Source organism: Streptococcus sp. 27098_8_22 (assembly GCF_041432415.1).
Lineage (GTDB): Bacteria > Bacillota > Bacilli > Lactobacillales > Streptococcaceae > Streptococcus > Streptococcus pseudopneumoniae_M.
In genome coordinates, this window is record NZ_JAPVZP010000004.1 from 47,649 (window position 1) to 60,988 (window position 13,340).

General features: G+C 39.6%; 13 protein-coding genes and 1 pseudogene. 10 read left to right on the forward strand and 4 right to left on the reverse strand.

The genetic code is table 11. The features are described 5' to 3' along the window. Window positions 1–241 precede the first annotated feature (241 nt). The 3 genes from sdaAB to O3633_RS06245 are packed head-to-tail and all read left to right on the forward strand — an operon-like array spanning window position 242 to window position 2,459. Complete coding sequence (gene sdaAB, locus O3633_RS06235) at window positions 242–913, forward strand: L-serine ammonia-lyase, iron-sulfur-dependent subunit beta (RefSeq protein WP_001191178.1); 672 nt, start codon at window positions 242–244, stop codon at window positions 911–913. 8 nt (window positions 914–921) lie between these two features. After that, on the forward strand, window positions 922–1,794 hold the full coding sequence (gene sdaAA / locus O3633_RS06240) for an L-serine ammonia-lyase, iron-sulfur-dependent, subunit alpha (protein ID WP_371620743.1): 873 nt from the start codon (window positions 922–924) through the stop codon (window positions 1,792–1,794). A gap of 23 nt (window positions 1,795–1,817) precedes the next feature. After that, window positions 1,818–2,459, forward strand: coding sequence for an HAD hydrolase-like protein (locus O3633_RS06245; protein WP_371620744.1), 642 nt, complete (start codon window positions 1,818–1,820; stop codon window positions 2,457–2,459). An 86-nt stretch (window positions 2,460–2,545) separates the two neighbouring features. Here the strand turns inward: O3633_RS06245 and O3633_RS06250 are convergent. The 4 genes and pseudogenes from O3633_RS06250 to O3633_RS06265 all read right to left on the reverse strand — a co-directional run bounded on the left by O3633_RS06250 (window position 2,546) and on the right by O3633_RS06265 (window position 6,519). Beyond that, a pseudogene (locus tag O3633_RS06250) lies at window positions 2,546–2,961 on the reverse strand (DUF805 domain-containing protein). Window positions 2,962–3,112: 151 nt separating this feature from the next. Next, entirely contained in the window at window positions 3,113–3,538 is a 426-nt protein-coding gene (locus tag O3633_RS06255; RefSeq protein ID WP_049530308.1) for a DUF805 domain-containing protein, read from the reverse strand. Window positions 3,539–3,798: 260 nt separating this feature from the next. After that, window positions 3,799–5,649 carry a nucleoside-diphosphate sugar epimerase/dehydratase gene (locus O3633_RS06260; protein ID WP_049530309.1) on the reverse strand — a complete coding sequence of 617 codons (1,851 nt, stop codon included), beginning with the start codon at window positions 5,647–5,649 and terminating at the stop codon, window positions 3,799–3,801. Window positions 5,650–5,718: 69 nt separating this feature from the next. Further along, the gene (locus O3633_RS06265; RefSeq protein ID WP_371620745.1) at window positions 5,719–6,519 is read right to left on the reverse strand and encodes a glycosyltransferase; all 801 of its coding nucleotides are present in this window, start codon (window positions 6,517–6,519) and stop codon (window positions 5,719–5,721) included. A gap of 249 nt (window positions 6,520–6,768) precedes the next feature. Between O3633_RS06265 and O3633_RS06270 the strand changes: the two genes are divergently transcribed. The 7 genes from O3633_RS06270 to O3633_RS06300 all read left to right on the forward strand — a co-directional run bounded on the left by O3633_RS06270 (window position 6,769) and on the right by O3633_RS06300 (window position 13,289). Further along, window positions 6,769–7,935 (forward strand): CynX/NimT family MFS transporter, encoded by a 1,167-nt coding sequence (locus O3633_RS06270; RefSeq protein WP_049530311.1) that lies wholly within the window; start codon window positions 6,769–6,771, stop codon window positions 7,933–7,935. Window positions 7,936–8,285: 350 nt separating this feature from the next. After that, the gene (locus O3633_RS06275) at window positions 8,286–9,782 is read left to right on the forward strand and encodes a gliding motility protein (RefSeq protein ID WP_371620746.1); all 1,497 of its coding nucleotides are present in this window, start codon (window positions 8,286–8,288) and stop codon (window positions 9,780–9,782) included. Between the two features lie 41 nt (window positions 9,783–9,823). Next, window positions 9,824–10,249, forward strand: coding sequence for a hypothetical protein (locus tag O3633_RS06280; protein WP_371620747.1), 426 nt, complete (start codon window positions 9,824–9,826; stop codon window positions 10,247–10,249). 172 nt (window positions 10,250–10,421) lie between these two features. Next, window positions 10,422–10,748, forward strand: a complete 327-nt coding sequence (locus tag O3633_RS06285) for a PadR family transcriptional regulator (RefSeq protein WP_006149048.1) — start codon at window positions 10,422–10,424, stop codon at window positions 10,746–10,748. Then, entirely contained in the window at window positions 10,735–11,328 is a 594-nt protein-coding gene (locus O3633_RS06290; protein ID WP_371620748.1) for a DUF1700 domain-containing protein, read from the forward strand. The genes O3633_RS06285 and O3633_RS06290 overlap by 14 nt, the downstream gene beginning before the upstream one ends. Continuing rightward, window positions 11,321–12,229, forward strand: coding sequence for a DUF4097 family beta strand repeat-containing protein (locus O3633_RS06295; RefSeq protein WP_371620749.1), 909 nt, complete (start codon window positions 11,321–11,323; stop codon window positions 12,227–12,229). The genes O3633_RS06290 and O3633_RS06295 overlap by 8 nt, the downstream gene beginning before the upstream one ends. An 88-nt stretch (window positions 12,230–12,317) precedes the next feature. Continuing rightward, on the forward strand, window positions 12,318–13,289 hold the full coding sequence (locus O3633_RS06300; protein ID WP_371620750.1) for a DUF6574 domain-containing protein: 972 nt from the start codon (window positions 12,318–12,320) through the stop codon (window positions 13,287–13,289). The last annotated feature ends 51 nt before the right edge of the window (window positions 13,290–13,340 follow it).

The window sequence follows — 13,340 nt, forward strand, 5'->3', positions numbered from 1 at the left end:
ATTAAAAGATTCTCCTTCTTTCTTATATTTCCATCATACCCTACTATTATTACTGTTTCTTGACGGTTTTATGTAGAAATGTTACAAGACGATGTTTTATTTCACTTAAATAGCCTCTTTTTGTTACAAAAGGCTTGATTTTAGAGGCTTTATGGGGATTTTAGATATTTGATCATGGAATTGAGCGCTTGCATCTAATCTTTGATATAATAGAGTTAAGAATCTTTTTAAGGGGAAACAGATGCAATCACTTCGTTTTCAATCTGTCTTTGATATCATTGGACCAGTCATGATTGGCCCATCTAGTAGTCACACGGCAGGAGCTGTTCGTATCGGTAAAATCGTCTCTTCTATCTTTGACGATACTCCAACCGAGGTTGAGTTCCAGCTTTTTAATTCTTTTGCAAAAACCTATCGCGGGCATGGAACTGACCTAGCCCTTGTCGCTGGAATCTTGGGAATGGACACAGATGATCCAGAAATTCCAAATAGTTTAGAAATCGCCCACAAGCGTGGCATCAAAATAGTCTGGACTATCCAGAAAGACAGTAACGCCCCTCACCCAAACACTACGAAAATCACTGTTAAGAATGAGCACAAGACCATCAGTGTAACAGGAATTTCAATCGGGGGTGGTAATATCCAAGTGACAGAGCTCAATGGTTTTGCGGTATCCCTCAACATGAACACTCCTACCATCATCATCGTTCATCAGGATGTTCCAGGTATGATTGCTCACGTAACAGAGGCCCTCTCTCGCTTTGACATCAATATCGCTCAGATGAATGTAACTCGCGAAAAAGCTGGCGAGAAAGCCATTATGATTATCGAAGTTGATAGTCGCAACTGTGATGAATCTATCGAAGAGATTCGTAAAATTCCTCATCTGCACAATGTCAATTTCTTTCAATAGGAGAAAATATGTTTTACTCTATCAAAGAATTAGTCAAACAAGCCGAACTTGATTTTCAAGGCAATGTTGCTGAACTCATGATTAGGACTGAGTTTGAGCTAACCGGTCGTGAACGTGAAGAAGTTCTCCTCCTCATGGAGCGCAACCTTGAAGTCATGAAAGCTTCAGTTGAGCTTGGTCTTAGTGAAAAAAAATCTCGTAGTGGCTTAACAGGTGGAGATGCTGCCAAGCTCGACCACTACATCAAAAAAGGAAATACCCTATCAGACTTCACTGTCTTGTCTGCCGCCCGTAACGCTATCGCCGTTAATGAGCACAATGCCAAGATGGGTCTTGTTTGTGCGACACCGACCGCAGGTAGCGCAGGTTGTCTTCCCGCAGTTCTCACATCTGCTATTGAAAAGTTGGATTTAACTCATGAACAACAACTAGACTTCTTATTCGCTGCAGGTGCTTTTGGACTCGTGATTGCTAACAACGCTTCTATCTCGGGAGCCGAAGGTGGCTGCCAGGCCGAAGTCGGTTCAGCTTCAGCCATGAGTGCCGCTGCCCTAACTCTAGCTGCAGGTGGAACACCTTATCAAGCGAGCCAGGCTATCGCCTTCGTTATCAAAAACATGCTCGGTCTTATCTGTGACCCCGTTGCAGGTTTGGTTGAAGTTCCTTGTGTCAAGCGGAATGCCATGGGAGCAAGTTTTGCCTTCATCGCAGCCGACATGGCTTTAGCTGGTATTGAATCAAAAATCCCAGTTGATGAGGTCATTGATGCCATGTACCAAGTGGGCTCTAGTCTTCCAACCGCCTTTCGTGAAACTGCCGAGGGAGGCCTTGCTGCCACACCGACAGGTCGTCGCCTTCAAAAAGAAATCTTCGGTGAATAATTTCAAAATTACTAGGAGAATCAATGTCATCTCTATCAGCCATCTTTTTTGATTTAGACGGAACCCTTGTAGATAGCTCAGTCGGTATTCACAATGGGTTCACCTATACTTTTGAACAACTGGGAGTCCCTAGTCCAGATGCAAAAACCATCCGTGGTTTTATGGGACCTCCTTTGGAAACTAGTTTCGCTAGTTGTCTCCCTACAGATCAAATTGAGACAGCTATCCAGCTTTATCGTTTCTACTATAAAGAAAAGGGAGTTTACGAAGCCCAGCTCTTTCCACAAATCAAAGACCTGCTAACTGAACTAGCTCAACAATACCCACTCTATATCACTACTACGAAGAATACACCAACTGCAATTGATATGACAAGCAACTTTGAGATCAATCAATTCTTTGATGGTATCTATGGTTCTAACCCTCAAGCACTGCACAAGGCAGATGTTATTCGTCAAGCTTTAACAACACATGATTTAGCTCCAGAAAAAGTGGTTATTGTTGGAGATACCAAGTTTGATATGATTGGCGCCCAAGAAACTGGCATTAAAAAACTAGCAGTGACTTGGGGATTCGGTGACGAGAAAGAACTCCTAACCTATCAACCTGACTGGGTTGCTCACCACCCGGCAGACATTTTACAGCATCTACAATTAAAACGTTAAACAAAAGACTCCCAGCCTAAAAGTTAGGTTTGGGAGCTTTTTGTCTGATCTTAATGAGGAGAATGACACTCCCCGTATTCGTCCAATTATTCAAAGGGGGTAGCTTCTTCGTTTTCAACTTCTTTAGGTCTATTGATTGTTACTATTTCTACTTCCTTACTTGGTATCGCTAGCAGAACTAATAGAGCAAAACGTCCGACCATTGGAACAAAGTGAAGGAAGATAAAGGCCCAGTGGAAACCTCCATCACGCAAACGTCGAATCTTTAACGCTAAAGTAGCAACAAAAAGAGTAGAGCCAAAATGGCATAAATACTAACAACCAATATAACTAAAGTAAAGTTCAGAGAAGGACCTTGGTTTATCTCTTTATTGAAGATAAGGATATACAGGGGTAGGAACAAGATATGATTCATCAGCCAAACCCACCAATACTCTGGACGTGTTGAGCGTCCTACAAACTCTACATAACCTTTCAAAAGATTTATATAAGCCCTAAACAAGATATTTCTCCTTTTTAACAACTGTATACTATAAAGCAGCCTCATTGTTCTAAAACACTCCCAAATCTATTTTAGATATGGGAGTGTTAGATATTTGCCTAACAATATAAAGAAAACTCTAAAACAGTTTCACTTGCAAAACCTAAACTTCTTAGTTTTTGTCTGATTCTTCGAATGGTGAAACTTCTACAACTTCTTCAGTTTCATTGATGGTCACTACTTCTACTTGTTTCGTTGGCATAGCTAACAAAACTAAAAGAGCAAGAGGTCCAACCATGGGAATAAAAATGATAAAGATTAGAGCCCAGTGGAAACCAGCATCACGTAGTCGACGAACTGTCAATGCAAGTCCAGGTAAGAAAAGTGCTATACCGAAAATCATATAGATAATAGCAATTCCACCCAAAGCCACTAGAGCACTCTCATTTCGTGGATTAGCTATAGCATTTCCGTATGTGAAGAAGAAAGGAATATAAAGAATCATATTTCCTAGCCAAATCCACCAATATTCTGAGCGTGTTGAACGGCCTGTAAAATCTACATAACCTTTAAAGAAATTCTTATATGCGTTAATCATAAGTTACTCCCAAATTTTTTAATTCATACTCCATGAAAATTGAAAAACAAATCAGAAAGTCAGTTATAAACCATATCTAAGTACAGTAAAACAACACAGACCTTATTTACTTTGATTTTCAAATAGTATAAATTTAGTTTACCATAAATGTTCAACAATAACAAGTTCGTATAAAAATCGGTAAAGGACCATTCGTTATCATAAAAGGTATGATTCCACTTGCTTTTAACATGAAGCTAGGAATCATACCTTTTTCTTTTTTAATGAGTGTGAGTTGTTTCATTTGCAAAACCAATAATGGCTTGCTTCAACTCTGAACCTTGCAAGATACGGAATTCTTCAATCTTTTGATCTATAACTTCAAGTGGCATGACATTAACTTTACCAACAAAAATCTTATCCATGACTTGATTATCAACCAATTCAGTAGATACCAACAACTCCTCATAGAGTTTCTCACCTGGACGGATTCCCACTTCTACAATTGGAATTTCATTTTCAGTACGTCCACTGAGAAGAACCATTTTCTTGGCCAAATCATAAATCTTAACTGGTTTGCCCATATCAAGGATAAAAACTTCTCCATCTTTAGCATAAGCTCCTGCATGGATCACCAAACGGCTAGCTTCTGGAATGGTCATAAAGTAACGAGTCATACGGAAGTCTGTCACAGTCACTGGACCACCCTCTGCAATCTGACGCTCAAAGACTGGAATCACACTACCACGGCTACCAAGAACATTCCCAAAACGAACCGCACAATAGGTAGACTGGCTACGTTGGTTAAATCCTGTAACAATCAACTCTGCCACACGTTTGGTAGCTCCCATAACATTTGGTGGATTAACAGCCTTATCTGTCGAAATCATGACCATCTTCGGTACCTTAGCGGCGTCAACTGCCTTGGCAACATTGTAAGTTCCGAGGATATTATTCTTAAAGGCTTCTTTTGGATTACGTTCCATCATTGGCACGTGCTTATGGGCAGCAGCATGGTAAACAATGGCTGGTTGGTACTGCTCAAATACTTGAAGCAAGCGATCGTAGTCTTGGATGTCTGCAATCACAGGAACATAGTCAATTCCTTGGAAGCTACGAATCAATTCATGATAGATCAGATAAATGGAGTTTTCCCCATGCCCCAAGAGAACCACGCGCTCTGGATTAAAGCGACTAACCTGACGGCAAATCTCAGACCCGATAGAACCTCCTGCACCTGTCACTAAGATGGTTTTTCCAGTAATTTCTGAGCCTAGGCGTGACTCATCTAGTTGAATTTCTTTACGTCCCAAAAGGTCCGTAATATCGATTTTTTGGAAACCACCTACCTGAGGATGCAATCCTTGTACAACCGACTCAATCTTGGGCATCTTATAACACTTCAAGCCAAGTTGGTTACACATTTTTAGGATACGCTCATACTCGGATGGATCAAGAGAAGGAATCGCAACGATAACTTTTTCAATCTGATGACGTTTTGAGAGTTCTGGTAACTGTTCATAAGATCCTAAGACTGGGATTCCTCCTAGTTTTTGACCTTTTTTCTTTTCATCATTGTCCAAAATACCCACTAACTCAAGATCACTCGTAGGATGCTGGTAGCTGTTCATAAAGAGAGCTCCACCGTCTCCCGCACCAATCAAGAAGGTACGACGATGTTCCCCTTCTCCATCACTCTTTTTACGTCTAGAATAGATCAACTGCCAAGTGATACGAGGGAAGAGAATCAAGAAGGTTGTCAACAAGATAAAGAGGACAATAAAGCGCACAGAGAAAAGTGGCAAGAAGGCATAACAAAGAAGATAAGACAAGACACTACTGACACTTACTCCGATGAATATCTTCATAAAGTCTGTGATTTTGCTATAGCGACTAATACTAGCATTGAGCCCCCAGAATCCAATCATGATTTGATAGAAAAGGAAGGTCAAACTTGTATAGATGACATAGTCCACAGGAGCTGGATTGATCAATCCATAAAACAAGATATAAGAAACAATGATTGAGGAAATCATGCTGGCAGCATCAAAAATCCCCCAAAAGACTTGTTTTTGTTGTTTATTTAACACTTCAACCAGATCAATTACATAATCTGTCATTTTTTTATTCATGTGAATGGTATCCTCCTACACAAAGTCACATTTTCTAGTAATTACAAGATGTTTTTTTAAACTGATGAGCTATTTGCTTTTTCTCAATAGTTTTAAAAATATAAACTGTCGCAAAAAGCCTGGACATAGGGCAACGACAACTTGGATTAAAACACTTTTCAGATATTCACCATAAGAAATCTGTCCACGCGCATGCATTCTTTGACGTGCTTGGCGATAGAGTTTGAGATAACGAAGACCACCACGGCGTTCAAACATCCCCGCTCCCACGCGCACCTTACAAAGAATCTGATCCACATTTCCAGTTCGAGCACCAGCGCTAATCATATTGAGCCAAAGGAGATCATCTTCCATATAAAGGCCATCTTCATAGTTGCCTGCTTTTAAAACCATCTCTTTTTTGAACATGACCGTCATGTGATTGAAGGCACTTCTCATGCGTTGGTAGGCGATAATCTCTTCGTGCTTGATAGGAACGCGACGATAGGACACTATTTCATCAGGTTGGTCAATAAATTCTGCGATATGACCTCCCAGCAAGTCCAAGTTTTCCTTTTCCATCAAGTCAAACTGTTGTTCGAAACGGTCTTCAACTGCAATATCATCTGTATCCATACGAGCAATGACGTCATATTGGCACTGTAAGACACCGTACTGAAGCGCCAAACCTAAGCCGCGATTTTGCTCAAGCGGACAACGTTTGATTGGAATACTTGACTGTGCTGCCAACTTTTCCAACACTTGATATAGTTCAGGTGTCAGTGGACCGTCTTCAACGATAGCCACTTCACTAGGTTTGAGCGTTTGATGTAAGATACTTTTTACAGCCTCTTCCAAAAAGACAGGATTTTCTTTGATGTAGACTGACATTAAGACGCTAAATTTCCTATTTTCAGACACAGTTTTTCTCCAATTTATATATTTTCTTTCACTATTTTATCACAAATTTCCTGACTTTCCTATTTTTATTTGAATCCCAGAAAAAAACTAGTAAACAACTCGTCCTTCTTTACTTTTATTTAGTTTAAGTAAAACACCGAATCTCCCTGCTCTAGCTTGACATCTCTTAGAAAAAAACTTAAAATAAGCTGTTATCAAAATCAGTTTATTGAGGTTCACATGAAAAAACGATCACTCTTTTTTATTCTAGGAATTATCTTAATAGGAGCGGTCTTAAGAGCTCCTTTTACGGCCTTACCGACTATTTTAGGAGATATTGCTCAAGGTTTAGGAGTTGAGGTCAGCTCACTTGGAGTTTTGACCAGCCTTCCTCTCTTAATGTTTGCTCTTTTCTCCTCTTTTGCGACCCGTTTGGCTCAAAAGATTGGACTTGAGCACCTTTTTACCTATAGTCTCCTTGTCTTGACAATCGGTTCAGTGATTCGCATCTTCAATCTTCCTCTACTCTATCTGGGAACTTTACTCATCGGAGCAAGTATCGCTATTTTTAACGTACTCCTTCCTAGCGCCATTCAGGCCAACTATCCACAAAAGATTAGTCTCCTAACGACGGTTTATGTGACTTCCATGGGAATCGCAACAGCTCTTGCTTCCTATCTCTCTGTTCCCATTACTCAGGCGACATCTTGGAAAGGCTTGATCCTCTGCCTATCCTTTGTCTGCCTACTCACTTTAGCTGTCTGGTTCCCCAATCATCGTCACAATCATTTTCTAGAAGGACATGAGAAAAAACAAAAGAAAGAGAACATTCTAAAAGACAAGAACGTTTGGGCTATTATTGTATTCGGTGGACTCCAATCCCTACTCTTTTATACCAGTATGACCTGGTTACCAACCATGGCCATCAGTGCTGGACTATCTCATACGGACGCTGGTCTTCTGGCTTCTATCTTTTCACTGATTAGTATTCCCTTCTCGATGACCATTCCAAGTTTAACAACTCGTTTGTCCAATCGTCACCGTCAAATCATGCTGACAGTCATCTCTCTCGCTGGAATGCTTGGAATTGCTATGCTTCTATACCCGAGCAATAACTTCCTCTACTGGCTGGTAATCCACCTCTTAATTGGTACAGCCTGTAGTGCTCTCTTTCCTTATCTCATGGTTTGCTTCTCTATTAAAACAAGCTCTCCTGAAAAAACGGCCCAATTATCTGGACTTGCCCAGACCGGTGGTTACATCCTAGCAGCATTTGGACCAACTCTGTTTGGCTATAGTTTTGACATATTTCAATCCTGGGTCCCAGCTGTAATGGCTCTCCTCATCATTGATATCATCATGACAATCTCCCTCTTTATGGTAGATAAAACTAAGAAAATCCTCTAAAAAGGTTTTAGAATTTACCACAGATAAACATACTTTTCAAGCCAGACTGAGTCTGGTTTTTTTGGATCTTCACAACATTTTAAAAAGTATAGATTTACCAAGCATACTGCTGTTCCTACGCGCAAAAATGGTATAATAAAGCTAGGAAAGCTCCGGTTACAATTTATTAGGAGTAACACTATTTGAGTACATAAAAGATTATTACTTTGGGAATTGATAGTTGATGCGATGCTAAAGTAGAAATTATAAACGTCTGCATTTATGATTGTTTTAATGCCATTAAGTAATTTTGATTGGATAAAAAATCTCGATTAACCAAAGACCATTGAATCATGTAAGGAGAAATTTGTATGCCAGCAAAAGCAGGGGACGTCTATTGTGTTTACAATTTCCATCTAAAAAAATACACAGCTTGTCAGATAACCAAGATAGAAGAGGGGGAGAAAAAGCCGCAGGCTGTCCTACTGTCTTTAGACTGGTCAGGAAAACAACCTCTTAGAGAAGAAGAACTATCTTCTTTGAAGCCACTCTATATAGATTTTATGTACTGGGAAAGAAACTTACATCTTAGTAATGTTGATATTCATGTACCGTCACATTATATTTTTATTGGTAATACAACACCATTAACAACTGAAAGCACCAATACTTATGCTATGTTTTGGGGAAATGGTTACGATATTTATAGGCAACTGAAATGGCAAGAAATACCAAAAGAAAAAAGAGATTTATTTAAGAAAGCAGATAAAAGCCAGGAAAGAGTTTCATTTGCAGGAAATGAGTGTCGTATCTCTAAACACAATATCAATGACGAGTGGACGCCTTTTGAAGACGCATTAGAATTAAAGGTCTTTCCTTGTTTATCTAAGTTGGCATTAACGAGATGGCACAAAAATTTATATAAGTATTTGCAGTCAACTCCTTTTATTACAGAACTAGTTCTTGAAAATCATGGACAAACAAAACTGGATTTTTCTAAGACATCCATACATCGGCTTTCCATTGATTTGACAGGCGTAGAGGAACTTAGACTGAACGATGATTTGGAGGAGCTAGTCTTATTAGGAGACATGAGCGACAATTGTCAGATACTTGTAAAAGACCATGGAGCCAGCTTACGATTACACCTTGACAACTCTCTACCCAAGGTGCTGGGATTAAAAGATTTAGGAGCTATCCATTGTTCAAACATCCTTGAAATAGACTTTGCTCAAATCTTGAATAACTATCCAAGGCTTAGGGAATTAAGATTGTGGGGGAAACCTGGTCATATTCTTAATTTCCATAAATTATCAGAGTTAAAAGAGTTAGTCATATTTTCCACTGTGGATTTGTTTGGCTTTACTGCAAAAGATATTCCCAAACCAGAAGATTTACCTCGATTAAGCATGTTTTGGATGAGCAGCTTACCAGAAGAGGCCGCTAAAGTAGCCAAAAAATATTATAAAAAACAGCAAGACAAGGGACTGAATCTTTGGATAACAAAACCAAGAAAAGCTGAATGGCTAGCCCAAAACCTAGACAATCCATTTCGCTCATGGGATGGACAAGAGAATATTTCAACAGCAAACGCAAAAAAAGCAGCCTCTCTATATAGAAAGACTAGAGCAAGTGTTAGAAAGCTTCTAGAAAACCCCAACGAGGACACTATAAAACACATAGAAGCCCTCATAAGAGAGTATACTCAAGGTTTCAATAAAATGGACAAGCGTAACTGTTTTATTGAAACAATCGAGAGAGAGGATATCTATGATGCCTTGGTCGAGATCTTAGATTTACTACCTGAAGATTTAGGGATGGACAAAGAAAAATTTATAGAAATCTTTGATGAGCTAAAAGATTTTTAAATGAGAAGCCTTTCTAATTCATTCTTGAAACGGAGATTATCATGACTAACTTTATACAGACTATCACAGTCGAAAATCGGCAGGTCGACAAAGAAAATTACTTTACAATTGGCTACTCTCCTGAGATAGAAAAATCTTTACTGTGTGTTTATATTTCTTGGATTGCTGCTTATGACCGCTATTACGAGTTAGATGACGGAGATTTGGCTCTCTTTGAAAGCAAACGAGAAGCATTTCTCAAAAAATATGAAAAAGAAATCAAGGCTTATCGGACTGAAAGATTGATTGGTTCTGGGGCTCTGAGGGATTACAATTTCAGATCTTTGCCTAAGAATATCCTAGAAAACTTGGATAGCTATCCTCCATTTAACGGATATGTCTATCAAAACGGCATCCTCTGTGCTAGAATCAAGATTGAAGACAAGTATTTTTATCTTCCGCCCATTTATGATAAGGATTACAGATAAGCATTGCCTCAAAGTAACGCAAAACAGCCTCCAATCTTCTAGTTTTTACTAGGAGATTTTTATATATAAAAATTTTACACATATTACTTGACAGGGCTTACAAATAGATGTATGATGTATGTATAGAATAATTATATATAAAATTTTTACATACTAAAAAAGGAGGTGCCCCATGTATTTTCCAACATCAGCGGCCTTGATTGAATTTCTCATCTTGGCCATCCTAGAACAAGGGGATTCCTATGGTTATGAGATTAGCCAAACCATTAAACTCATTGCCAAAATCAAGGAATCTACCCTCTACCCCATCTTGAAAAAACTGGATACCAACCGCTATCTGACCACATACTCTCGCGAATACCAAGGTCGGATGCGGAAGTACTACTCCTTGACAGAGATTGGGGAGGAGCAACTATTTGTACTCAGAGAAGAATGGACACTCTACACTGACACGATCAATGGCATCATAGAAGGGAGCATTCGCCATGACAAGAACTGAATATTTGAATCAGCTTGAAGCCTATCTGATGAAGCTTCCTCAATCTGATCGCATTGAAGCCATGGATTACTTCAAAGAACTCTTTGATGATGCGGGTCCAGAAGGTGAGGAGGAGCTTATCGCTAGCCTGGGAAGTCCAAAAGAAGCTGCCCATGATGTCCTGACTACACTTCTTGATAAGAAAATCAACGAAGAAAATTCCAGTAAGAACGACCGCCATATTTTACGCATCGCTCTACTAGCCCTTCTTGCAGCTCCTATCGGAATTCCGGTCGGAATTGGTCTTCTCATGTCTATCATCGGCATTTTTATCGCCGCTGTCAGCGTACTTATAGCCTTCTTTGCTGTATCAGTAGCTGGACTAATCCTAGGAGGCGTTCTCCTATTTGAAAGCTTCTACGTTCTGGCTGAATCGACATCTGCTTTTGTACTGATTTTTGGTGGAGGTTTACTAGCGATCGGAGCTTCGTCTCTAGTCTTACTAGCGACTTCCTATGTAGCACGTTTCTTTGGATTACTAGTCCTTCGACTTATCCAATGGATTCTTAATAGAGGAAAGAGAGGTGAAAGACATGCGTAAATGGACAAAAGGATTTCTTATCTTTGGTGTTGTTACCAGTATCATCGGTTTTTCCATGATGATCATCGGCATCCAAACAGACGGAGTCAGAAGCCTCCTTGCAATGTCTCAAAATCCAGTATTTGAAAGTCGAATGGAAGAACTCGTTTTTGATCAAGATATCGAAAACCTTAACATCTCACTGAAAGAACATTCGCTCGTCATTACGGAGTCAAACGATGATAAGATTCACCTTCAGTATCACCCGACCATCTCTGAAAAAGAAAATCTTCAACACTCTATTAAAGAGAAAAGTCTTGAAATAACTGATACCAAATCAACTACACGTCGCTCTATAGGTTCTAGTATCGAAGGTATCCTCTTTATCGCAAGCGGAATTTCTAGCCGCAATGATGAAGTTGTTCTCTCATTACCAAGAGGAAAAGACTTAAAAAATCTAACTGCCCAGGTAAACCATCGTATCCTTTCAATTGCTAATGCAAAACTCAGCAATGCCAAGATTCTGTCAAATGGCTATCTTCTTCGTATCACTGATAGCGAGATTAAAAATAGCCAACTGATCACAACTGGCATTGTCAATGTATTTGAAACCAGTCTAACAGATAGTCGTATCCAAGCAGACCATCAACATATCAAGGCAGACGATATCCAAGTGCATGGTCGAGTGGAATTCGAGGCAAGAAAAGATATCTCACTCGAGTTATCTCAAAAGGAACTTGAGCGAATCAATGTTGAGTTTTCTGCTGAACATGGTGATATCTATCGTTGGCATCGAGACAGACGTGACATACCTACGGGAGGTAGTAAAGGTGAAGCATTAGCGAACCCTTACAAAACAGAAAAAAAAGATACGCAAGATCTCCTCGTCGCAAAATCGAATCAAAGTATCTATTTCCCATAATAAGATCGCTTGCTTTCTTATAGAAATCATGAATAAAGACAACTAGTAGTTACTACTCAAAAATTAATCAAAAAAAGGGAGGTCTATTATGACTCAAGAATGGTTTGAAAGTGCTGATTTCGAGAAAACAGCCAACAATGATAAAAAAGATAGCCCATCCGACTCAGTTCTCCTTGAAGAAGATGCAGAGACAAGAGAAGAGGCGCCGGTAGTTGAGGAAAATCCTCAAGCCAACCCAGAAGATAAGGAAACTAGTGAGGAAACTGTAGAGACTGAAGAACTCGCTGAAAAATTAGAAAAGATAGACGAGTCAGAAGAACCTGTTAAAGAAGCTTCTCAGAAAAGTCAATCTTTGACTAGCAAGTCTTTGGAAAGCCCATTTTTACCAGATTCTGCATCTACAAAAACAGCAGTATTTGCAGTTTTCAAAGAAGAACTGGCTGATCTTTGGGTTTGGCTACAAGGAGCCCTTAAAGAACCGACAGCAAGCATTGATACAGATAAAAAACATAGTTATAATGCCTTTACCCTGCTGACTATCTTTTCTGCTCTTAGTTTCTTCTGTGCGATTTATCATATCAAGCATGACTACTACGGCCATATGGCGGCTATCAACTCTCATGCCGTCGAGCAGTTCCCTTCACTGAATCTCTTTTCTATCTTCTCCATCTTGGTAGCGACAAGCTTATTCTTCTTTTCTATCCTTATGGGTGGATTCGTGGTTAAACGTTTTGTCAATCAGGACAATGACTGGACACTGGAAAAAGCCTTGCAAGAGTACAGCAGACTCTTCGCCCTTCCTCTCCTGCTCACGGGTATTGCGAGTTTCTTTGCCTTCTTTAATAGTCTACGCTTTGCGGCTCTTCTCTGCCTCATTAGCATTGGTCTGGTACTTCTTGCCAACCTCTATACCATCTCAAGACCAAGTAAAGATAGCCAAACTGACTCCTTCTATCGCCTTCTCTTAGCATTTCTAGTTAACGGTGGTATCCTATTTCTCTTCTTCCTAGCAGAAATGACTCTGGTTTTTGAATATCTACGAATCCTAGCTTTTATGTAAAATAAAGGTAGCGAGATAGAAAGATATTAGCTTTAGAGTATCATTACTATA